This window comes from Pseudoxanthomonas sp. 68-E7 (assembly GCF_057773145.1).
In genome coordinates this window covers 701,232-723,353 of the sequence record NZ_JBYMTI010000001.1, presented here as the reverse complement: position 1 = coordinate 723,353, position 22,122 = coordinate 701,232, and the positions used below count along the sequence as shown (strand labels likewise).

General features: G+C 68.3%; 22 protein-coding genes. 8 read left to right on the top strand and 14 right to left on the bottom strand.

What is annotated here, in order from left to right:
• Nucleotides 1-2: 2 nt before the first annotated feature.
• From rfbD to AC3DE2_RS03390, 5 genes are all read right to left on the bottom strand, one after another.
• Nucleotides 3-899, bottom strand: a complete 897-nt coding sequence (gene rfbD, locus AC3DE2_RS03410; RefSeq protein WP_488425070.1) for a dTDP-4-dehydrorhamnose reductase — start codon at nt 897-899, stop codon at nt 3-5.
• The gene (gene rfbC, locus AC3DE2_RS03405; RefSeq protein ID WP_488425069.1) at nt 896-1,453 is read right to left on the bottom strand and encodes a dTDP-4-dehydrorhamnose 3,5-epimerase; all 558 of its coding nucleotides are present in this window, start codon (nt 1,451-1,453) and stop codon (nt 896-898) included. The genes rfbD and rfbC overlap by 4 nt, the downstream gene beginning before the upstream one ends.
• The gene (rfbA, locus tag AC3DE2_RS03400; protein WP_488425068.1) at nt 1,450-2,337 is read right to left on the bottom strand and encodes a glucose-1-phosphate thymidylyltransferase RfbA; all 888 of its coding nucleotides are present in this window, start codon (nt 2,335-2,337) and stop codon (nt 1,450-1,452) included. Before rfbA ends, rfbC begins: the two co-directional genes overlap by 4 nt.
• 12 nt (nt 2,338-2,349) lie before the next feature.
• Complete coding sequence (gene rfbB / locus AC3DE2_RS03395) at nt 2,350-3,405, bottom strand: dTDP-glucose 4,6-dehydratase (RefSeq protein ID WP_488425066.1); 1,056 nt, start codon at nt 3,403-3,405, stop codon at nt 2,350-2,352.
• A 237-nt stretch (nt 3,406-3,642) separates the two neighbouring features.
• Nucleotides 3,643-4,125: a single-stranded DNA-binding protein gene (locus tag AC3DE2_RS03390; protein ID WP_295376096.1), complete on the bottom strand. Its 483-nt coding sequence runs from the start codon at nt 4,123-4,125 to the stop codon at nt 3,643-3,645.
• A 155-nt stretch (nt 4,126-4,280) separates the two neighbouring features.
• On the opposite strand from AC3DE2_RS03390, the gene AC3DE2_RS03385 reads away from it, so the two are divergent.
• Nucleotides 4,281-5,279: a polyprenyl synthetase family protein gene (locus tag AC3DE2_RS03385; RefSeq protein WP_488425064.1), complete on the top strand. Its 999-nt coding sequence runs from the start codon at nt 4,281-4,283 to the stop codon at nt 5,277-5,279.
• The gene (locus tag AC3DE2_RS03380) at nt 5,279-5,551 is read left to right on the top strand and encodes a helix-hairpin-helix domain-containing protein (RefSeq protein ID WP_488425063.1); all 273 of its coding nucleotides are present in this window, start codon (nt 5,279-5,281) and stop codon (nt 5,549-5,551) included. Before AC3DE2_RS03385 ends, AC3DE2_RS03380 begins: the two co-directional genes overlap by 1 nt.
• Here the strand turns inward: AC3DE2_RS03380 and AC3DE2_RS03375 are convergent.
• The 5 genes from AC3DE2_RS03375 to AC3DE2_RS03355 all read right to left on the bottom strand — a co-directional run bounded on the left by AC3DE2_RS03375 (nt 5,506) and on the right by AC3DE2_RS03355 (nt 12,222).
• Complete coding sequence (locus AC3DE2_RS03375) at nt 5,506-6,291, bottom strand: dienelactone hydrolase family protein (protein WP_488425062.1); 786 nt, start codon at nt 6,289-6,291, stop codon at nt 5,506-5,508. The two genes, AC3DE2_RS03380 and AC3DE2_RS03375, sit on opposite strands and share 46 nt — an antisense overlap.
• Nucleotides 6,292-6,371: 80 nt before the next feature.
• Nucleotides 6,372-7,775: a UDP-N-acetylmuramoyl-L-alanine--D-glutamate ligase gene (murD, locus tag AC3DE2_RS03370; RefSeq protein ID WP_488425061.1), complete on the bottom strand. Its 1,404-nt coding sequence runs from the start codon at nt 7,773-7,775 to the stop codon at nt 6,372-6,374.
• Nucleotides 7,756-9,114, bottom strand: coding sequence for a UDP-N-acetyl-alpha-D-muramoyl-L-alanyl-L-glutamate epimerase (gene murL, locus AC3DE2_RS03365; RefSeq protein WP_488425060.1), 1,359 nt, complete (start codon nt 9,112-9,114; stop codon nt 7,756-7,758). The genes murD and murL overlap by 20 nt, the downstream gene beginning before the upstream one ends.
• The gene (locus AC3DE2_RS03360) at nt 9,111-9,608 is read right to left on the bottom strand and encodes a hypothetical protein (RefSeq protein ID WP_488425059.1); all 498 of its coding nucleotides are present in this window, start codon (nt 9,606-9,608) and stop codon (nt 9,111-9,113) included. The genes murL and AC3DE2_RS03360 overlap by 4 nt, the downstream gene beginning before the upstream one ends.
• Nucleotides 9,592-12,222: a bifunctional aspartate kinase/diaminopimelate decarboxylase gene (locus tag AC3DE2_RS03355; protein WP_488425058.1), complete on the bottom strand. Its 2,631-nt coding sequence runs from the start codon at nt 12,220-12,222 to the stop codon at nt 9,592-9,594. Before AC3DE2_RS03355 ends, AC3DE2_RS03360 begins: the two co-directional genes overlap by 17 nt.
• Nucleotides 12,223-12,328: 106 nt before the next feature.
• Here AC3DE2_RS03355 and AC3DE2_RS03350 point away from each other — a divergent pair, with 106 nt between their 5' ends.
• The gene (locus AC3DE2_RS03350; RefSeq protein WP_488425057.1) at nt 12,329-13,201 is read left to right on the top strand and encodes a PhzF family phenazine biosynthesis protein; all 873 of its coding nucleotides are present in this window, start codon (nt 12,329-12,331) and stop codon (nt 13,199-13,201) included.
• A gap of 28 nt (nt 13,202-13,229) precedes the next feature.
• Nucleotides 13,230-14,111 (top strand): PhzF family phenazine biosynthesis protein, encoded by an 882-nt coding sequence (locus tag AC3DE2_RS03345; RefSeq protein ID WP_488425055.1) that lies wholly within the window; start codon nt 13,230-13,232, stop codon nt 14,109-14,111.
• 77 nt (nt 14,112-14,188) lie between these two features.
• Here the strand turns inward: AC3DE2_RS03345 and AC3DE2_RS03340 are convergent, their stop codons facing one another.
• The 4 genes from AC3DE2_RS03340 to AC3DE2_RS03325 form a co-directional block, all read right to left on the bottom strand.
• Nucleotides 14,189-15,859 (bottom strand): amidohydrolase, encoded by a 1,671-nt coding sequence (locus AC3DE2_RS03340; protein WP_488425054.1) that lies wholly within the window; start codon nt 15,857-15,859, stop codon nt 14,189-14,191.
• 111 nt (nt 15,860-15,970) lie between these two features.
• A complete protein-coding gene (locus tag AC3DE2_RS03335) occupies nt 15,971-16,642 on the bottom strand; it encodes a glycine zipper 2TM domain-containing protein (protein WP_295376118.1) in 672 nt (223 codons plus the stop codon).
• A gap of 68 nt (nt 16,643-16,710) precedes the next feature.
• A complete protein-coding gene (locus tag AC3DE2_RS03330) occupies nt 16,711-17,415 on the bottom strand; it encodes an alpha/beta hydrolase (protein ID WP_488425053.1) in 705 nt (234 codons plus the stop codon).
• Entirely contained in the window at nt 17,408-17,845 is a 438-nt protein-coding gene (locus tag AC3DE2_RS03325; protein WP_295376122.1) for an OsmC family protein, read from the bottom strand. The genes AC3DE2_RS03330 and AC3DE2_RS03325 overlap by 8 nt, the downstream gene beginning before the upstream one ends.
• Nucleotides 17,846-18,048: 203 nt before the next feature.
• Between AC3DE2_RS03325 and fusA the strand changes: the two genes are divergently transcribed.
• The 4 genes from fusA to AC3DE2_RS03305 form a co-directional block, all read left to right on the top strand.
• Nucleotides 18,049-20,109, top strand: coding sequence for an elongation factor G (gene fusA, locus AC3DE2_RS03320; protein ID WP_488425052.1), 2,061 nt, complete (start codon nt 18,049-18,051; stop codon nt 20,107-20,109).
• Nucleotides 20,110-20,361: 252 nt separating this feature from the next.
• Nucleotides 20,362-20,760, top strand: a complete 399-nt coding sequence (locus AC3DE2_RS03315; RefSeq protein WP_141453719.1) for an HU family DNA-binding protein — start codon at nt 20,362-20,364, stop codon at nt 20,758-20,760.
• A gap of 200 nt (nt 20,761-20,960) precedes the next feature.
• Entirely contained in the window at nt 20,961-21,587 is a 627-nt protein-coding gene (locus AC3DE2_RS03310) for a tellurite resistance TerB family protein (RefSeq protein ID WP_488425051.1), read from the top strand.
• 5 nt (nt 21,588-21,592) lie between these two features.
• Nucleotides 21,593-22,122 (top strand): M23 family metallopeptidase (locus AC3DE2_RS03305; RefSeq protein WP_488425050.1); only part of this gene is annotated, 530 nt, incomplete at its 3' end.

The following is a 22,122-nucleotide window of genomic DNA, read 5'->3' as shown; positions in this document are numbered from 1 at the left end:
AATTACGGGGAAATGTGATCCAGTACCTCTTCCATGCCGGACTCCCATCTGGGCATGGGGGACTCCAGCAGGGCTTCCAGCTTGCCGGTATCCAGCCGCGAGTACGCCGGACGCGAGGCGCGGGTGGGATAGGCCGATGAAGGAACCGGCACCACCCGCGGCAACTCCGGAATCAATCCGCGCCGGTGGGCGCCGCTCAGGATCGCCTCGGCGAATCCGTGCCAACTGGTTTCGCCACTGGCGGTCAGGTGGAAGATCCCCCGGGTTTCCGGATGTCGTTTCATCACCCTCGCGGTCACGTCCGCGATCAAAGGGGCCGAAGTCGGCGTTCCTCGTTGATCCGACACGACCTGCAACTCATCCCGCTCGCACGCCAGGCGCAGCATCGTCAGCAGGAAATTGCCGCCGCGCGCGCCATAGACCCAGGCAGTGCGAAAAATCACATTTTGCGCGCCAGATTCGAGAACGGCCACCTCGCCAGCGCGCTTCGATGCCCCATACACGCCCAGGGGTGCTACAGGATCTTCTTCGCGATAAGGGCGTCCAGCGTGGCCATCGAAGACATAGTCCGTGGAGTAATGGAACAGGGGAACACCTCGTTCGGCGCCATAGGCGGCCAGCAACGCGGGGGCTTCCGCATTGGCGCGAAACGCGGCTTCGACATCATCCTCGGCGCGTTCGACCGCAGTGTAGGCTGCGGCATTCACGATGCGATCCGGCCGGATCCGTTCGAGCAGCGCAAGCAGCGAATCCGGCCGGTCGAAATCGGCCACTTCACAGGGCGTTCCATCCGCCAGCACGCCACTGCGAGTGGCCGCCACGATTGGTCCGAGGCCCGCCAGGCTTCGCCTCAGCTCATGGCCAATCTGGCCGTTTGCTCCCAGCAGCAGGATTTTCATGCGGTGAACAACGGCAAGCGCTCGGGCGCCACATCATCGAGAAACGGAGCCCGGGCGTCTTTTTCCGACAGTATGGGTTCGCTGACAGGCCAGTCGATGCCGATGTGTGCATCGTCCCAGCGAATGCTGGCATCACTGGCCTTGTCATGGATCGCGGTGCACAGATAGCTGAAGACGGCCCGTTCCGACAGAACCGCGAAGCCATGGGCAAAGCCCTCCGGAATCCAGACCTGGCGCTTGTTCTCCGCGCTCAGCAGGACGGCCGCCCAACGTCCGAAATACGGCGAGCCGCGGCGGATGTCCACCGCCACGTCATAGACCTCGCCTTCCAGCACGCTGACCAGCTTGCCCTGTGGATTCGGCCACTGATAGTGCAGGCCGCGCAACACACCGCGCGAGGAAGAAGAGATGTTGCTCTGGACGAACCGGCCGGAGAGTCCATGCGCCTCGAAACGCGTCGCGTTCCAGGCCTCGTAGAAAAAACCGCGATCGTCGCCAAAGACCGCGGGCTCGATGACCACGCAGCCCGGCAGTGAAGTTTCGAGCACCTTCAAGGCACGCTTCCCCGGCTCAGCAGGCCGAGCAGGTACTCCCCGTAGCCATTCATGGCAAGCGGTTCGGCTAGCCTCTGCAATTGTTCGCCATCGATCCAGCCGTTGCCGTAGGCGATTTCCTCAGGGCAGCAGACCCGCAGCCCCTGTCGCGCCTCGATGGTCTCAATGAACGTGGATGCCTCCAGCAGGGACTGGTAGGTGCCCGTATCCAGCCACGCATAGCCTCGCCCCAGGGGTTCCAGATGCAGACGGCCCTCTTCCAGGTATCGGCGGTTGAGATCGGTAATCTCCAACTCACCGCGGGCGGATGGCGTCAATGAAGCGGCGTAGTCACTTGCCTGCCCGTCGTAAAAATACAGGCCCGTAATCGCATAGTTGGAAGAAGGACTCGCGGGCTTCTCCTCGATACCGATGACCTTTCCGTCGGCGTCGAACTCGGCCACGCCATAGCGTTGGGGATCACGTACCCAGTAACCAAACACGGTCGCGCCGTCCTCCCGTGCATCGGCACGCTTGAGAATCTGGCTGAAGCCGTGTCCATGAAAGATGTTGTCGCCCAGCACCAGGCAACTCGGGCCGCCAGCCAGGAATTCGCGGCCAATCAGGAACGCCTGCGCAAGGCCATCCGGGCTCGGTTGCACCGCGTACTCGATGCGCATGCCCCATTGCGAGCCGTCCCCCAACAGGTTCTGGAACAGCGCCTGCTCATGCGGCGTGTTGATGATCAGGACCTCGCGGATGCCCGCCAGCATCAGTACGCTGAGCGGGTAATAGATCATCGGCTTGTCGTAGACCGGCAACAGCTGCTTGCTGATGGCGCGGGTAATGGGGTAGAGCCGCGTGCCGGACCCACCGGCCAGAACGATGCCCTTGCGTATGCTCATGGGAATTCCTGCTCAGGCCCTAATGCCGATGCGTTCCAGACGATAGCTGCCATCCAGCACACGGGCCACCCAGTCCTGGTTTTCCAGATACCAGTCCACCGTTTCGGCGATGCCCTGTTCAAAAGTGTACCGCGGCTCCCAACCCAGCTCATCGCGTAGCTTGGACGCATCAATGGCATAGCGCCGATCATGCCCTGGTCGATCGGCGACGAACGTGACCTGGCTGCTGCGTGGCCTGCCATCGGCACGCGGCCGGCGCTCGTCCAGCAAACAGCAGATGGTCTCCACCACCTCGATGTTCCGCCGCTCCGCGTTTCCGCCCACATTGTAGGTTTCCCCGACCCTGCCCTTCTTCAGGACGTCGCGGAGGGCCATGCAGTGATCGCCAACGAACAGCCAATCCCTGACGTTCGTTCCATCGCCATATACCGGCAGGGCTTCCCCGGCCAGGGCACGCTGGATGATCAGCGGGATCAGCTTCTCGGGAAAGTGGTAGGGGCCGTAATTGTTGGAGCAGTGGGTCGTCAGCGTCGGCAAGCCATAGGTATGGTGGAACGCACGCACCAGATGATCCGAAGCCGCCTTCGACGCCGAATAAGGAGAGTTGGGGGCATACGGCGTGGCCTCGGTGAACCTGCCGCCCTCTCCCAGCGAACCATAGACCTCGTCCGTCGAGACGTGCAGGAACCGGAAGCCATTCCTTTCCGGACCGGGGAGGCAGCACCAATGATCGCGCACCGCCTCAAGCAGGCCCAGCGTTCCCACCACATTGGTCTGGACGAAGGCGCCGGGTCCATCGATGGAGCGATCCACATGGCTCTCCGCGGCGAAGTTCACCACCGCATCGGGCCGATGCTCCGCCAGCAGCGACGCCACGAGCGCCCGGTTCCCGATATCCCCATGGACAAAGACATGGTGGGCGTTGCCCTCCAGCGAAGACAACGTGTCCAGGTTGCCCGCATAAGTCAGGGCATCCAGGTTGATGATCCGTACGCCATCGGCAACGGCCCGCAGCACGAAATTGCCGCCGATGAATCCGGCCCCGCCGGTGACTAGCCAAGTTGCCACGCATCGCCCCTCAAGCTGTTGTCGTGTTCCACGCCACGCGACGGAAGACGACTTTCTCAACGCCGCGCTCCGTGAAATCGGGCCAAGGCTTCAACACCGGTCTTCCCGAACCACGCTCCACCGATTGTAGCGGTCGAGACCGGGCGCGGCATGAATTCGTCCCCTGCCATCCGGGGTACCCCGGAACAGGAAACCCGCCTTGCGGCGGGTTTCGAAGCAGCAGGACAAACGTCGCGCTCAGAACGGAATATCGTCGTCGGCGAAGTCATCCATCGGCGCGGGCTGCTGGGCCGGAGCCTGCCGGCGCGGGGCCTGCTGGGAGTACTCCTGCCGCTGCGGGCGCTGCGAGCGCTCCATGCCGCCGCCGCCACCGCCGCCGCCTTCACCGCGGCCACCCAGCATCTGCATTTCGTCGGCGACGATGTCGGTGGAGTACTTCTCCACCCCGTCCTGGCCGGTGTACTTGTCGTAGCGGAGCGAACCTTCCACATACACCTGGCTGCCCTTGCGCAGGTACTCGCCGGCGATCTCGCCCAGCTTGCCGAAGAACACCACGCGGTGCCATTCGGTGCGTTCCTGCTGGTTGCCATCGCGGTCCTTGCGGACGCTGGTGGTCGCCAGGCTGATGCGGGTGATGGCCATGCCTCCCTGGGTGTACTTGGTTTCGGGGTCGTTGCCGAGATTGCCGACCAGGATGACTTTGTTGATGCCGCGGGCCATAGCGCTGATTTCCGTAGTGAGCGCCCGCCGGACGCGGGCATGGACCAGTAAAGTATACCCGTGCCGGCCTGACCATCAGGTGGGTCCGTGACGTCCTGTAGGAATTCCCTGTCCCGCCCGCCTTATAATTCAGGCACTTCCCTGCCCGATTTCCCATGTCCGTCGTCGAATCCCCGCGCTCAGCCCTGGCCCTGCCCCAGATCCAATCCCTCGCCGCCGGGGACATGGCCGCCATCGACGCCCTGATCCGGCGCCGGCTCGCGTCGGACGTGGTGCTGATCAACCAGATTGCCGACCACATCGTCTCGGCGGGCGGCAAGCGCCTGCGCCCGATGCTGGTGGCGCTGGCCGGCCGGGCGACCGGACCGGTGGGACCCGAACACCACCAACTGGCCGCGATCGTCGAGTTCATCCACACCTCCACCCTGCTGCATGACGACGTGGTGGACGAGTCCGACCTGCGCCGCGGCCGCAGCACCGCCAACGCGCTGTGGGGCAACGCGCCCAGCGTGCTGGTCGGCGACTTCCTGTATTCGCGCAGCTTCCAGCTGATGGTGGAACTGGACCGCATGGACGTGATGCGGATCCTGGCCGACACCACCAACCGCATCGCCGAGGGCGAAGTGCTGCAGCTGCTGCACGTGCACAACCCGGATACCGACGAGGCTGCGTACCTGCGGGTCATCGAGCGCAAGACGGCGGTGCTGTTCGCCGCCGGCACCCAACTGGGCGCACTGGCGTCGCAGGTCGATGCGGCGACCCAGCAGCGCCTGTACGACTACGGCATGAATCTGGGCTACGCCTTCCAGATCGCCGACGACGTCCTGGACTACACCGCCGACGCCGCCGATCTGGGCAAGAACCTGGGCGACGACCTGGCCGAGGGCAAGGCGACCCTGCCCCTGATCCATGCCATCCGCCATTCGGACGCCGCCACCGCCGGACGCCTGCGCGTCATCGTGCAGGAAGGCGACGCCACCGCGATGCCTAACGTACTGGCGGCCATCCGCGCGACCGGTGGCCTGGAGTACAGCCAGCAGCGCGCGCGGGACTATGCCGATGCCGCCGAACGCTGCCTGGATGGCCTGCCCGAAAACGATGCGCTCGCCGCGCTGCGGGGGCTGGCCCGCTACGCGGTGGAACGCAGCCACTGATGCCTTTTCCACCGGACGAGCGGGAGCGGCTGCTGGCCGCGCATGGGGTGGGGCCGACCGTGATCGCGCGGCTGGAGCAGATCGGGTATCAGCGCCTGGCCGATCTGGCGCTGGCTTCGGCGACCGACATCAATGCGCAGATTGCCGCGCTGCTGGGCACGACCTGCTGGCGCAACAGTCCGCAGGCGCGCACCGCGATCGCCAATGCGATCGCGGTGGCCGGGGATCAGTCGCCGAACACTTCGTCGAAGAAGTCATCCATCATCCGGTAGGCGCGCCTGGCCGCACGCGCGTTGTAGACGCAGCCCGGCGGACGGTTGGCGTTCTCCAGCGCGAAGCAGTGCACGGCCCCGCTGAAGTTGACGAACTGCCAGTCCGCGCCGGCCTCGTTCATTTCCTTCTCGAACGCCGCGATGTGCGGTGCCGTGCCGCGGTCATCCGCACCGTTGAGGACCAGTATCGGCGCCTTCACCACGCCGGCCTGCGCGGGCGATCCAGTGTCCAGGCCGCCGTGGAAGCTCACCACGCCGGCCACCTCGGCGCCGCCGCGTGCGAGTTCCAGCACCGACGAGCCGCCGAAGCAGAATCCGAACGCACCGATCTTCGACCCGTCCAGCGGGGCCTTGCCCGCCTGTTCCTTCAGCGCCACCAGCGCCGCATTCATGCGGGCACGCATCAGCGCCGGATCCGCATACAGCGGCTTGACCTGCGCCAGCGCCTGGTCCGGATTCTGCGGACGCACGCCCTTGCCGTACATGTCCACGACCAGGACCACGTAGTCGTCGCCGGCCACCTGCCTGGCCTTGGTGACCGCATCGTCGGTCACGCCCAGCCAGTCCGGCACCATCAGCAGGCCGGGACGCTGTTCCTTGCTGGCGTCGTCGTACACCAGGAAACCGGAGAAGGTCTGCTTGCCCACCTTCCATTCCAGCGGCTTGGCCTGCGGCGCGGCCAAAAGCGGAGACACCCACAACGCGGCCAACAGGGCCACCAGTACGGACAACGGACGCATGACAGTTCCTCGCGGGGAAAGACCGGCGGAGTGTACGCCGGTCCGGGCGCCGCGAATGTGCAGCGGCAGGCCTGTTCCAATCAGGCGATGCCGATCCCGGGAATCGCCGAAATCAGCGCCGGGTCGAACCCGGCCAGCTCGGCGAAATGGCGCCCGCGCGCCACGTAGTCGCGATAGGGACCGTAGCTGGGCGCACCGGGCGACAACAGGATGACGCCAGGCGCGGGAAGATGCGCGCGCGCCTGCGCCATCGCGTCCGGCAGGCTCTCGGCCGCCAGCAGGACGAAACGGCCGGCCGCCGCGAGCGGCGCCAGCAAGGCGTGGATGCGCGGCCCGTTGGCGCCCATGGTGACGATCACCCCGGGGGCGTCGGTCGCCATCCGTTCGGCGAAGCCGGCCCAATCCAGGCCGCGGTCGTGCCCGCCGATCAGCAGCGCGATGGGTCGGCCGGCGAAGCACTCCAGCGCCGCCAGGCTTGCATGTGGCGTGGTGCTGATCGAATCGTTGACGTAGGTGTAGCCGTCGCGCTCGCCCAGGGTCTGCAGGCGATTGGGCAACGGCCGGAAATCGCGCGCGGCATGCGCGACGGCCACGCCGTCGATGCCCACCGCTTCCAGCGCGGTGAGCACCGCGCACAGATTGCTGCGGTTGTGGCGACCGGGTACCGGCACCGAGGTCGTGTCCATCACCCGCTGTTCGCCGCGATACAGATCGTCGCCACGCAGGTGCCAGCCCCGCGGCGTATTGAACCAATGGATCTCGCTGCGTGGCAGCGTCAGCGCGGCAAGCACCGGATCGGCGGCATTGAGCACGGCCACGCGCGGATGCGCGCCGGTCACCAGCGCCAGCTTGTCCTCGACGTAACGGGCCTGGCTGCCGTGCCAGTCCAGGTGCTCGGGGAACAGGTTCAGCACCACCGCCACGTCCGGACGTGCGCCGCTGGCGGCCACGTCGCCGGTCTGGTAGCTGGACAGTTCGATCGCCCAGTACTCCGGCACCGGTTGCGGCGCCAGTACTTCCAGCAGCGGCAGGCCGATGTTGCCGGCCAGCGCGGTGCGGTGGCCGGCCGCGCGCAGCAGGTGCGCCAGCAACGAAGTGGTGGTGCTCTTGCCCTTGGTGCCGGTCACGCAGAGGGTGCGCGCGGCGAGGCGGTCGGCACCGGCGTGTTCAGCGAACCACAACGCGGTGCCGCCGATGAAGCGGGTTCCCCGCGCCGCGGCCGCGAGGGCTTCGGGCTTGTGGGGACTGATGCCCGGCGACTTCACCACGATCTCGAACGCGGCCAGGGCATCCGCGTCGACGGCGGTGGCGATGCGCAGCTGCGCATCGCCCAGCCCGGCCGCGTCATCGGCCTCGACCGGGCTGCAGAACAGCGTCAGCGGCAGCTCGGGCAGGCGTGTGCGGATGGCGCCATGGGCGGCGCGGCCTTCACGACCCCAGCCCCACAGCGCGACACGATGTCCCTCAAGCTGCGAAATTCGCACGCAGGCGCTCCCACAGCGCGGCGGGAATGCGGTGCTCGTCGCCGATGTCCAGCAGCGGCGCGATCGCCAATTCGGCGGGATCCAGCTGCGGCCGGATCTCGCGGTTGAAGCGGGCGACCAGCGCGTCCTCGCGCCACTCCGGGCGATCGCCCAGCGCGGCCATCGCCGCGCGCGACTCCTGGCCTTCGCCGACGCATTCGAACGGCTTGTGATCCTGGTACTCCAGCAAGGCGTCGAAACCGCCGATCTGGCCCGGATCGTCCAGCAGGTTGCGGCCGAAAATACCCACCAGGCGCGGTTTCGGCATGAACGGCGCCAGCGCCAGGAACACGAAATGGCATTTCGGGCAGACGCCACACCAGCGGTTCACCGGGCGCTCGCCGAGGATGTGGAAGTTGCGGTTGCAACTGGAGAAATGCGCGTCGTAGTGGTCGGTACGGGCGAACTGGCGCGCCACCGCCAGTTCCGACAGCGGCCGCAGCAGCGAGTAGTAGTGCAGATCCGCGGCAATGTGCCGCTGCACGTGCTCGCCCAGCAATCGCTCGCAGCGCCAGCCCTTGGACCATTGGTGGTTCACTTCGCCGGTGCCGGGGATCACGCTGCCGTAGCTGGCCGAACGCTCATTGGAGAACACCACCTGGTCGGCATCCAGCAACAGCGCCGCCAGCACCATGATCGCCGAGTTGATCGCGGTGACCGGGATGTGTCCGTTCCAGGCGCCCTGGCGGTTGTACTCGAACAGTTCCGGCGCCAGCGCCCGCCCCAGGTTGAGCGTCGGCAGCCCGGTGCGGGCGGCGCATGCGGCGATCAGCTGCGAGCCGCCCACCCAGGTGACGGTCTGCTGGATGCCGGCGCCGCGCAGCGCCTCGATGCTGACCAGCGAGTCCTTGCCGCCGCCGATGGCGACCAGCGCATGGCGGCGCAGCCCCAATGCCGGCGCCTGTGCATCGGCCGTTGGCCTGCCGACCGGGAAACGCACCCGGCCATGCAGGTCCAGGCCATTGCGGTAGGCGAACTCGCCCAGCCCGTTGACGTAGATCTCTTCCATCATCGCCGCGGTATCGGCGTCGATGGCGTAGTCGTCGATGCGGATTTCCGGCGGCACCGCCGCCTTGTAGTAGCTCACGCCGGTCAGCAGGTGCAGCAGCCGCAGCGCCTGTTCCGCCGCCTGCGCGCGCGCCGCGTCCAGGGAGAACGGCGCGCCCGGGAAGGTGACGGTCTCGGTCAGTTCCGGACCATCGTCGAAGGCATAGACCAGGCGTGCGACGCCGGTGTCCGGATCCAAGGTACAGCGGACGAACCGGAAACAGCGGATGGAGGAACGATCGAAATTGCTCATGCGGAACCTGTGGTGACGGCGGCCAGCCGGCGCAGGTAGCGGCGGCTGACGAAGTATTCGAGGATGAAGGCGGGCACCGCGCCGAGCACGATGGCGAACGCGGTGAACAACAGCATGGTCAGCGGCAGCCAGGACAGGCTGTCCTGCACCGGCGCGGGACTGGCGGCCCACGCCTGATCGCCGGCGGAGACGGCGGCGACCCAGCCCCCCAGCAACAGCGGAAAGGCCAGGTAGGACAGCAGCAGGGTACGCAGGGTCATGCCGCCGGCCGACCAGCGCCGCTGGCGCGCCTGCGCGCGACGATGCCAGCCAGTCGCTCCCAATGCGCCCAGCAGCGCCGCCAGGAACGCCGCCGGCGCCCATTTGAGCGCCTCCAGCGCACCGGCGGGCCACTGCGAAACGTTCCACTGATGCAGCATCGCCACGAAGGCGACGATCGCCAACACCAGCGCGATCACCGCGCTGGTCAGCACGAACTCAGCGCGCGGTTTCATCACCCACCGCCTCGTCGAGCACTTCCTCCGCCGGCAGATCGCGGAGGTTGTAGGTATTGGCCATCGAGTAGCCGTACGCACCGGCATCGGCGAACACCAGCACGTCGCCCTCGGCGGTCGCCGCCGGCAGGCGCCGGCGCTTGCCGAACACGTCGCTGGATTCGCAGATCGGACCGACCACGTCGAAGCTGTCCTCCAGCGTATCGCCCAGCCGGCTCAGGTTGGCCACGTCATGCCAGGCGTCGTACAGCGCCGGACGGATCAACGCGTTCATGCCCGCGTCCGCACCGACCCGGCGGATGCCCTGCTTCTCCACCACCTGGGTGACATGGGTGAGCAGCGCGCCCGACTCGGCCACCAGGTAGCGGCCCGGCTCGATGATCAACTGGTAGGCCGGATAGGCGGCCTTGATCTCGGCCAGGCCGGTCGCCCACGCGTCCAGATCGAAAGGCTCGTCCTCGGCCGCGTAGGGAATCGGCAGGCCACCGCCGATGTCGATGCTCTCGATGGTGCCGATCTGGTCCGCCAGCCCGCCCAGCTCGTCGCTGACCTGCTTCCAGTGCAGCGGCGTCTCCACGCCGCTGCCCAGGTGCGCATGCAGGCCGACGATGCGGATGTCGAGCGCGCGCGCGGTGGCCAGGAACTCGTCCAGGCGCGCCAGCGGCAGGCCGAACTTGGAGGTCTTGCCGCCAGTCTTGACCTTGTCGTGGTGGCCATCGCCGCGCCCCAGGTCGATGCGCACCCACAGCTTGCGGCCACGGAATACCTCCGGCCAGTTCCGCAGCGCTTCCACGTTGTCGAGGGTGACGATGACGCCACGCGACAAGGCGAATTCGTACTCGCCGCGCGGCGCGAAACTGGGGGTGAACAGCACGTTCGCGGGCGCGAGCGACGGCACCGCCGCGAACACGCGTTCCAGTTCGCCCTGCGAGACGCATTCCAGGCCGAAGCCTTCGCCGGCGATCGCGCGCAGCACGGCCGGGTGCGAATTGGCCTTGATCGCGTAGAAGCGGCGATCGATGGCGGCAATCCCGGCCAGCGCGCGGGCGCGCGCCCGCACGGTCGGCAGGTGGTAGACGTAGCGCGGCGTGCCCACTCGCGCGAGCGACAGCAGGCGCTCGCGCTCCTGCGGCGCCTGCCACCACGGCATGCCGCGACGACGGATGGCGCCGTTGATCTCGCGCCAGCTGGGGCCGAACACACTGGTCTCGTCGGTCGGCATCGCGCCGCTGTCGATCAGCGCGGCATGCAGCACCGGCAACATGCCGTCGGCGGCGGCCTCGTCGATGACGAAGGTCAGGTTGAGGTCGTTCGACGACTGCGAGATCAGGTGCACGCGCTCGCGGCCGAACATCGCCCACACGTCCGACAGCTTGTGCAGCAGCGAACGCATGCCGCGGCCGACCAGGGTGATCGCCGTGCATGGCGCGATGACCTTGACCCGGCACACCTCGGCCAGATCCGCCGACAGCGCCGCCAGCACGTCGGTGCTGACCAGGTTCTCGCTGGGATCCAGCGACACGGTGACGTTGGTCTCCGACGAACCGATCAGGTCCACCGACAGGCCGTGCTTCTTGAAGCGGGCGAACACGTCGGCCAGGAAGCCGACCTGCTGCCACATGCCGATGCCTTCCATCGACACCAGCACGATGCCGTTGCGCCGGCTGACCGCCTTGACGCCGGGCACCGTCGCGGCCTTGTCGTCGATGCTGGTGCCCGGCAGGTCCGGGCGCTCGGTATCCAGGATCGCCATCGGCACGCCGGCGTTGCGGCAGGGCTTGATCGAACGCGGGTGCAATACCTTCGCACCGGTGGTCGCGATTTCCTGCGCTTCGTAGTAGTCCAGCCGGGTCAGCAGGCGCGCATCCGGCACTTCACGCGGGTTGGCGCTGAACATGCCGGGTACGTCGGTCCAGATTTCCACCCGGCGCGCGCCCAGCAGCGCACCGAAGTACGCCGCCGAGGTGTCCGAGCCGCCGCGGCCCAGGATCGCCGTGCCACCATCGCCGTGGCGGGCGATGAAGCCCTGGGTCAGCAGCATCGTGCTGTCCTGCGCGGCGAACGCGCGCCGCCAGTCCTGGTCCGGCGCGGTCGCGCAGGACACCGACAGCCGCTGCGCCCACGCGCTCTGGTTGGGCAGGATGCTCGCCTGCAGCCAGTGGCGCGCGTCCATCCACCCGAAATCCAGTCCCTGCGATTTCAGGTAGGCCGCGCCCAGCGTGGACGACAGCAGCTCGCCCTGCGCCAGCACCTCGGCCTGCCAGTCCAGCACGCGGGTCGCCGCGCGCGGATCGGCCAGCAGATCCCGCAGCGCCGCCAGCCGGGCACCGAGCACCGCCTCGGCATCCAGGTCCAGTTCGGCGGCGAACTCGCGGTGGCGCTGTTCCAATTTCGCGACACGCTCGGCGCCATCGGCAGCGCCGTCGGCGATCGCGGTCAGTTCATTGGTGACGCCCGAGAGCGCCGACACCACCACCAGCACGCGGGCGCCCTGCTCGTCCGCCCGTTTTTTCGCCAATCGACCAATCGTGTCCCAGCGATGACGACGGGACACCGAAGTGCCACCGAACTTGAGGACGATCCAGGGATCAGGCGCGATAGGGGCGGAAGGCATGGATAGAATGGTGGGGAGATGCCCGAAACATTCGGGCGTGAACCCTCGATTCTAGCCGAACGCCCCGCCGAAAATGGCCGGGTCCGGCCCCATGGGACAACGATCCATGCGCCCTCGCCGCTACCTGCAGCTGGATGTCTTCGCCGACCGCCCCGGCGCCGGCAACCCCTTGGGGGTGGTGCTGGACGCGGCCGACCTGGAGGCCGACGCGATGCAGGCGTTCGCGGCCTGGACCCGGCTCTCGGAAACCATCTTCTTCCTGCCACCCACCTCGGCCGAGGCGGACTACCGCATCCGCATCTTCACCCCGCGGCGGGAACTGCCCTTCGCCGGCCATCCCAGCATCGGCGCGGCCTGGGCGGCGCTGGAGACCGGCCTGGCCCCCGACACCGGCGCACTGGTGCAGGAATGCGCGGCAGGCCTGCTGCCAGTGCGGGTGGAAGGTCGCGGGCCGGATCGCCTGCTGCGGCTGCGCGCGCCCGATGCCGTGCCGCAACCGGTGCCCACGCCGGCGCACGACCTGCTTTCCCGCGTGCTCGCGCCATGGAGGCAGGGCACGATGCCGGCCGCGCTCTGGAACAACGGTCCCGCATGGTGGCTGGTAGAACTGGAGGACGCCGCCGCGGTGCGTGCACTCGCACCGGATCTGGCCGCCATCGCCGAGCTCACCAGGGCCACCGGCGCGGTCGGGCTGGCCGTGTTCGGCATGGCCCGGGCGGCGACGGACCACGCGCTCGCGGTGCGGGCGTTCTGCCCCGCCGACGATGTTCCGGAAGACCCGGTCACCGGCAGCGCGAACGCGGCCATCGGCGCCGCCCTGCACGCCGCCGGCCGCTTTCCCGGCCAGGGCCGCTATGTCGCCAGCCAGGGACGCGAACTGGGACGCGACGGCCGGGTGACGGTCGAGCGCGACGAGGCCGGTGCGATCTGGATCGGCGGCAAGGTCCAGCCGGTCATCGCCGGCAGCGCGACTTGGTAAGCTGCGCGCCCCCACCGAGATTCCCCTGATGACCCTTCGCCGCTACGTCCAGCTGGACGTCTTTGCCGACCGTCCCGGTGCCGGCAATCCGCTCGCCGTGGTCCTGGATGCCGAAGGCCTCGACGACGATGCCATGCAGGCCATCGCCCGCTGGACGCGCCTGCCGGAAACCACCTTCGTGTTCCCCGCGCCCTCGGCGGAAGCCAGCTACGGCCTGCGCATCTTCAGCCCGCGCCGCGAGGTGCCGTTCGCCGGCCATCCCAGCGTCGGCACCGCGCACGTGGTACTGGAAGCGGGACTGGCCACGCCGCGCGACGGCCAGTTGGTGCAGGAAGGCACTGCCGGCTGCCTGCCGCTGCGCGTGGAGGGCGAAGGCGCCGCGCGCAGCATCGCCGTGCGCACGCCGCGCGCCAGTGTGCAGAGAACCGGCGAACCGGCGAACGATCCGCTGCTGCGCGCCGCGCTCGCCACACTCCCCGCCGGCGACCTGCCACCCGCACTGGTCGATGGCGGCCGTCGCTGGTGGCTGGCCGAAGTACGCGACGAACGCAGCCTGCGCACGGCCGCGCCCGACTGGGACGCGATCGCCGCACTGGCGAAGGCCACCGAAAGCATGGGGGTCTGCGCCTACGCGCGCGCCGACGCCGGTCAGGACTACGATCTGGTGGTGCGCGCCTTCGTCGGCGCGCCCGCGGTGTTCGAGGACGCCGCCTCGGGCGCGGCCAACGCGACCCTGGCGGCCTGGCTGGCCGAACGCGGCGCGCTGCCCGGCGGTCGCAACCGCTACACCGTCAGCCAAGGCCGCGAAGTCGGCCATGACGCCCGCCTGCAACTGCACATCGACGCCAATGGCGACGTCTGGTCCGGCGGGCACGTGCGCACCGTGGTGAGCGGCACGCTGGACTGGTAAGCCCGCGCGGTGGCGGCGCAGTCCCTGCCTGAAATCCCTTCCGGCCCGCGCGGGGCGCACGCGGGCCGGAGCTCCGCTCAGGGCGTTTCGTAAACCGGCTTGCCGTCCACCCAGGTCGACCGGATGTGCAGATCATCCAGCTGCGCGGACGGCACCGCCAGCGGGTCCTCGTCCACGATCACGAAATCGGCGCGCAGCCCGGGCGCCAGTTGCCCGACTTCCTTTTCATCGCGTCCCGCCCAGGCCGCGTCGGCGGTGAATCCGCGCACCGCCTCGGCGGCGCTGAGCCGCTGTTCCGGCTGCCATCCACCCGGCGGCTGGCCTTCGCGGTCCTGGCGGGTGACGGCGGCATACAGGCCCAGCCGCGGATCCACCGACTCCACCGGGAAATCCGAACCCAGCGCCAGGCGCGCACCGCTGTGCAGGAAACGCTGCCAGGCATAGGCGCCGAGAATGCGTTGCGGTCCCACCCGGTCTTCCGCCCAAGGCATGTCCGAAGTGGCATGGGTGGGCTGCATCGAGGCGATCACGCCCAGCCTGGCAAAGCGCGGAATGTCCTCCAGCGCCACGATCTGCGAATGCTCGATGCGCCAGCGGTGATCGGAACCGGCCTTGTCGCCGAGCACCTTCGCATAGGTGTCCAGCACGATGCGGTTGCCGCGATCACCGATGGCGTGGGTGGCAACCTGCACGCCGCAACCCAATGCCTTGCGCACCGATGCCTCGTAGGTCACCGGATCGGTGACCAGCAATCCGTGGTTGCCGTGATCGTCGCTGTAGTCTTCCAGCATGGCCGCGCCGCGGCTGCCCAGCGCACCGTCGATGTACAGCTTCACCCCGCGCATCTCCAGGCGCCCGCCGGGATGGCGGTAGAGCCCGTTGGCGCACAGATCCGCGAGCGCGTTGCCATCGCCATCCGCATACGCGTCCACGCGCAGCGGCAGTTTGCCGGCATCGGCGAAGCGCTTGAACAGCGCCAGGTCCTCGCGCGACACGCCCATGTCGTGCACGCCGGTCAAGCCGTGCCGCACGGCCGCGTCGAAGGCCTTGGCGGCGGCCTGCTCCCGGGTGGCGTCATCCGCCGGCGGCACCACCTCGTAGACCAGCGCCATCGCGCCATCGACGAACACGCCCGTCGGCTTGCCAGCCTTGCGTTCGATGCGCCCGCCCGCCGGTTGCCAGTCACCCGCCAGGGGCTTTCCGGATTTGGCCGCCACCGCCCGCAACGCCGCCGAATTGGCCCAGCCGGCGTGGCCGTCCACGCGCTCCAGCCAGACCGGACGGTCGGGGAACGCGGCATCCAGATCCGTCGCCGCCGGAAACACCTTTTCCGGCCAGTCGTTCTGATCCCAGCCTCCCCCCAGCAGCCACGCGCCTTCCGGCAATTGCGCGGCATAGGTGCGCAGGCGTTCCAGGATTTCCTGCTTGCTGCGGGCATCGGTCAAATCGGCGCGCATCAACGCGTATCCCAGGCCCATCAGGTGTCCGTGCGCATCGATGAGACCGGGGATCACGGTCTTGCCGGACGCATCGATGCGCCTGGCCTGCGGATACTTCGCCAGCAGCGCGGCGGACTCGCCCAGTTCGAGCAGGCGGCCCTCCTGGTTCCAGGCCATCGCCTGCACCTGCGGCCGCTGCGGATCGGAGGTATGAATCCGGTCGGCGGTCAGGACGGTGACCTCGTCCGCCAGGACCATTCCCGATGCCGATACCGCACCCAACACCATCGCCAGCAAAGTCCCGCGCATCCCCTGCTCCCGTGTGAATGAACCGGGCGACTATGCGTTCGATGGCGGGCGCATTCAAGCGCCGGAAAACGAAAGGGGCCCCGAAGAGCCCCTTTTTGCGATACGGCGGCCTTATTCGGGTCGCACGTCCACCCGCACGCGGATGCGATCGCCGGGGTGATAGCTGGTGCGCGTGTGGTAGGTCCGGTTGGCGTACTCGTAGGTCACGTCGTAGCCGGTGACGCGACCGTCGCCGTCATGACCGCTGTATCCGCCATTGACCGGCTCGGGGTCGCAGACCCGTACCGTGCCGCGCCGGACCTGGCGGTTGCGCTGGGTGTTGTCGTAGATCGAGCGGCCTGCCATGCCGCCGACCATCGAGCCCACGGCGGTGCCGACATAACGGCCGCTGCCGTCGCCGATCTTGCTGCCGAGCACGGCGCCGGCAATGCCACCGATCACCGTGGCCACGGTCCGGCCGGTGTCGTTCCCGCGATAGCGATCGTCGCCGTAGCGATCGCCATAGCGATCGTCCCGGTAGCGATCGTCGCCGTAGTAGCCATCGCCGGAAACGTATTGATCGTCCGCATCGCGGTAGTAGCAGCGCTGCGCCGTGCTGACGGTACGACCGCCATAACGGTCGCCCTCGATGACGGGGTCCACCCGGATCACCCGCGCATAGTCGTAGTCGCCGCTGGCATAGCGGTCATTCCGATCGCCGTAGCCGCCGGAATAGGACTGCGCCGAAGCGGCGCCGGAAGCCAGCAGGCCGAAGGCGATCAGAGCGGTGGACAGGCGGTTCATGACAGGCTCCCCACGCCGGGATGGCGTGCGACGCATCGTCGAGTCGGGTGGGTGAAAACAGACTGAACTCAGCCGGCCGCCCCTGGATTGTTTAGCCATTCGACAGCTTGCCGGGCGGCCTGCGGGGCGTCCCGGCCCAGCACCGGCGCCAAATGGCCACCGGCGACCTCGACAAGGCCCGCTCCCGACGCCGCGGCCAGGCCGCGCACCGCCGGCGCGGGGACGTCGCCGTCATCCCGCGAGGCGATGAACAAGGCGGGGCAACGGAGCGCTTCGACCGCGATGCCGGCCTGGGCCGTGCGCAACACCGCGCCGGACTCGTCACGCCAGCGGCGCAATGCGTACAGGACCGATGCCGGGTCGGCTTCCGGCATCGACCGACGGGTCGAAGCCAGGCGCGCGTCGCTTCGCCAGCGAACCCGATCCGGCCAGTCCCGCGCCCGCAATTCCCGATGCCATGGCGCCGGCAACAGCGGATTGACCACGATCAGCGCATCGGCGCCTTCGGTGGCCTGCATCGCGAGCAGGCCGCCGAGGCTCGCACCGACCAGCACGCGTGGGTGCGGCAGTGCCCGCAGCCACTCCGCCACCTGGCCACGGTAGTCGTCCCATCCGGTCGCCTCGATGCCCGCGGATGCCGGCTGCAGATCCGGGGCGTGCACCGCGATGCCGCGCGCGCGCCAGATCCCGCACCAGCGATTCCATTCCCAGCCGCCTCCGCCGGCGCCATGCAGGAACAACGCGCTCCAGCCGGGCGCGGCCCGGTCAGGCAAGCAGGGTCGCTTCCAGCGAGACCGGCACCGACAGCGCGCGCGAGATCAGGCAACCGGCCTTGGCCTGGTGCGCGATCTCGTCGAACTGGGCGGCATCGATGCCCGGGACCCGCGCCGACACGATCAACTTGATGCCGGTGATCGTCGGCCCCGGATCCATGCCCGGTTCCATGGTCGCCTCGGCCCGCGTCTGGATGATGTCCGGCGTGAAACCGGCCTTGCCCAGCACCGCCGACAGCGCCATGCTGAAACAGCCGGCGTGCGCGGCCGCCAGCAGTTCCTCCGGGTTGGTTCCCTTTTCATCGCCGAAGCGGGTCTTGAACGAATAGTTCTGGGCATCGAACAGGCCGCTCTGCGGCGTGCTGATGTTGCCCTTGCCGGCCTGCAGGTCACCCTTCCACACCGCGTCCGCGTAACGTTTCAAAGCCATGGCTGCCGCTCCTCGTCCAGGGGAACGGCAGCTTACACCGCGACATGTGTAGCGCTGGTTGCGCGTTGCGACTTGACCCCGCCGCCAGCGCGGCCGATGCTGGCTGCCCGCCATGACCGCCCGCCGAGCGCACGCTCACGGGTCGCGCCGGCCCGGACAGCCATGACGGCCCTTCGACCCCACTTCCCGGGAGGAACGGCCTCATGTCCTACAGCACACCCCAAATCCGCAACGTGGCCCTGGCAGGCCACCCTGGCGCCGGCAAAACAACGCTCTTCGAAGCCCTGCTGCATGCCGGCGGCACCCTCCAGGCGGCAGGCACCATCGAACGCGGCACCACCGTGTCCGATCACGATCCGATCGAAAAGACCCGCGGCCATTCCATCGACACCGCCATCGCCAGCACCGATCACCTGGCCGCCTCCGGCGAACGCATCCACCTCAACCTCATCGACACGCCCGGTTATCCGGAATTCCGAGGGCCCGCGCTGTCGGCGCTGTCGGCGGTGGAAACCGCGCTGATCGTGGTCGACGCCGATACCGGCGTGGCCCACGGCACCCGCCGGCTGATGGAACGCGCCCGCCAGCGCAACCTGTGCCGGGCCATCGTGGTGAACAAGATCGACCATGACGGCGCCGATTGCGCGCGCGTGCTGGCCGACCTGCGCGAATCCTTCGGCGCGGAAGTGCTTCCGCTCAACCTGCCCGCCGAGGGCGGTCGCCGGGTCGTGGATTGCTTCGGCCAGGCGCAGGGCGATTCCGACCTGGGGCCGGTGGCCGAATGGCACCAGAAGATCATCGACCAGGTGGTGGAGATCAACGAAACGGTGATGGAGCACTTCCTGGATGCCGGCGAAGGCGGCCTGTCCGGTCCGGAGCTGCACGACACCTTCGAGCAATGCCTGCGCGAAGGCCACCTGGTGCCGGTCTGTTTCGTGTCCGCGCGCACCGGCGCCGGCGTGGCCGAACTGCTGGACGTGGCCGAGCGCCTGTTCCCGCATCCGGGCGAAGGCAATCCGCCGCCGTTCCAGCGCACCAACGGCGCCGGCACCGAAGCGGTGCAGGCGCGCCCGGATCCGCAGGCCCACGTGATCGCCGACGTGTTCAAGATCGTCAACGACCCCTTCGTCGGAAAACTGGGTATCTTCCGGGTCTACCAGGGCACGGTGAAGAAGGATGCCCTGCTGTTCGTCGACGACGGCAAGAAAGCGTTCAAGGTCGCGCACCTGTTCAAGCTCAAGGGCAAGGACCACGCCGAGATCGAGCAGGCGGTCCCCGGCGACATCGCCGCCATCCCCAAGATCGAGGACCTGCATTTCGATGCGGTGCTGCACGACAGCCACGACGAGGACCACATCCACCTGGCCCCGGTGGATTTCCCCCGACCGATGTTCGGCCTGGCGATCGAAGCCGCCAGCAAGGGCCAGGAGCAGAAGCTTTCCACCGCGCTGCAGAAGCTGGCCGAGGAGGACCCCGCGTTCGTGGTCGAGCATGCGGCGGAACTCAACGAGACCGTCGTGCGCGGCCTGTCCGACCTGCACCTGCGGGTGATGCTGGATCGGCTCAAGGACCGCCATGGCGTCGAGGTCCGGACCCGGCCGCCGCGCATCGCCTACCGCGAAACCATCGCCGCGAAGGCCGATGGCCATCATCGCCACAAGAAGCAGACCGGCGGCGCCGGCCAGTTCGGCGAAGTGTCGCTGCGGATCGAACCGCTGCCGCGCGGCCAGGGTTTCGAGTTCGTGGACGAGGTCAAGGGCGGCACCATCCCGGGCCAATTCATGCCCGCGGTGGAAAAGGGCGTGCGCCAGGTCCTCGCCAGCGGCGCGGTCGCCGGCTATCCACTGCAGGACCTGCGCGTGGTGATCCTGGACGGCAAGCACCATCCGGTCGACAGCAAGGAGGTCGCGTTCGTCGCGGCGGGCAAGAAGGCCTTCCTGGATGCCATCGGCAAGGCGCGCCCGCAGGTGCTGGAACCGGTGGTGGACCTGGAGGTCGCCGCGCCGGAAGCCCAGGTCGGCGACATCACCGGCGGCCTGTCCAGCAAGCGCGCCCGCATCAACGGCACCGATACGGTGCGCGGGGAAATCATCGTCCGGGCACAGGTGCCGCTGTCCGAACTGGAAGGCTATGCGGCGGAACTGAAGTCCGTGACCGCCGGCCGCGGCCGCTACAGCCTGGATTTCAGCCACTACGAGCCGGTGCCCGGCAACGTGCAGCAGAAGCTGGTCGACGCGTACAAGCCGAAACCCGAGGACGATTGAACGTCGCGAAAGGGCGGAGCGCATGCAGCGTTCCGCCCGCCGCCGCCACCGGATCGGCGCTCATCCACCCGCTTCGGCACTGGTTTCCCGGCGAATTTCCCGCCTCAAGTCGCACCATCCGCCGGAAACCGCAAAAAAAACGCGCTATTTGGCGTCTTGCTACTTGTGCGACGCGAATTCTTTGTCCTACATTGCGCCTGCCGACGCGGTCGGCCCGATTACCCACCTACAGACTGTAAAAACAGGACACTTATGGCAAAGAGCACCAAGAAGGCAGCGCCGAAAAAGGCCGCCAAGAAAGCCGCACCGAAGGCCGCCGCCAAGCCGGCAGCCCCGAAGCCGATCAAGGAAGCGCTGAGCAAGTCCGGCCTGGTCGCCCACATCGCCGAAGCCACCGCCGTGGCCGCGAAGGACGTGCGCGCCGTGCTGGCTTCGCTGGAAAGCGCGGTCCACGCCTCCATCAGCAAGAAGGGCGCTGGCTCCTTCACCCTGCCGGGCCTGCTGAAGATCAGCGCCATCAACGTGCCGGCCAAGCCGAAGCGCAAGGGCATCAACCCGTTCACCAAGGAAGAGCAGTGGTTCGCCGCCAAGCCCGCCTCGGTGAAGGTCAAGGTGCGCCCGCTCAAGAAGCTGAAGGACGCCGCCGCCTGATCCAGGCGCGACACCTCGCATCGAAAAAAGGGACGGCCTGGCCGTCCCTTTTTTTTCGCCTGTTCATCGGTATTCCCAAGACAGGCTCCCCCGGCCGCGGGCGCGCACCGTTGCGGCCCTGCCATCGGTCACGCTTGTGCCCGAGCCCGCGCGACCCCATCCCGATCCCATCCCTTTCGTACAACCAAGGATTCCCGCGCATGAAGATTCAAGGCTTCCTGGAACAGTTGCTCAAGTCCCAGACCGGCGGCAGCCTGCTCAACGCCGACTTCGGCAAGGGCGCCGTCGCCGGTGGCGCGCTGGGCCTGTTGCTCGGCAAGAACCGCAAGACCCGCAAGCTCGCGACCTATGGTGGCCTGGCCGCCATTGGCGTGATGGCCTACCAGGCCTATCGCGATCACCAGCAGCAGAGCGCGGCCGCGGTCAACGAACCGCGTACCGTCGATCGCCTGCCCCCGCCCCAGGCCGAGCACCACAGCCAGGCGATCCTGCGCGCGCTCATTGCCGCGGCCAAGGCGGACGGACACGTCGACGAGCGCGAGCGCGGCGTGATCGAGGGCGAGTTCCGCCGCCTCGGCGACGATGCCGAACTGCAGCGCTGGCTGCAGGCGGAGCTGCAGAAGCCGCTGGATCCGGCCGAGGTCGCGCGCGCCGGCGATAGCCCGGAGGTGGCCTCGGAGATGTACCTGGCCAGCCTGATGGTGGTCGACGAACAGAATTTCATGGAGCGCGCCTACCTGGATGAACTGGCGCGGCAGCTGAAGCTGGATGCCGATCTGAAGGCGCGCCTGGAACGGCAACTGGCGGATTCCGCTCCGCCGGCCTGATCGCCATGGCCGCCACCGGCCCGCGTCCCGCCCGCCGCAGGCATCGACGCCTGTTCGCCTGGGCCGCGATCCCCCTGCTGGCATGGCTGGCGGCATGGGCGTGGCGGCAACCCTTCCTGCTTCCGCTTCGCACGCTGTGGGAACTGTCGCGCCTGCCGCCCGCCAACGCGCTTGCCGTTCCCGTGCAGGGCGTGGCCGCGCGCGACATCGCCGCCACGTTCGGCGCCGCGCGCGGCACGGATCGACGCCATGCGGGCGTGGACATCTTCGCCCGCCGCGGAACGCCGGTGCTGAGCAGCACGCGCGGCGTGGTCACCTCGATCCGTGAGGGCGGCCTGGGTGGCCGCCAGGTCTGGGTGCTCGGTCCCGGGCGTGAACGCTATTACTACGCACACCTGGATCAATGGGCCAGCGGACTGCGGGCGGGCAGCGTGGTCGCCGCGGGCGCGCCGCTGGGCACGGTCGGCACCAGCGGCAACGCCCGCGGCACGCCGCCCCAACAGCAATTCCGCATCAATGGGCGCGAAGGTGCGCG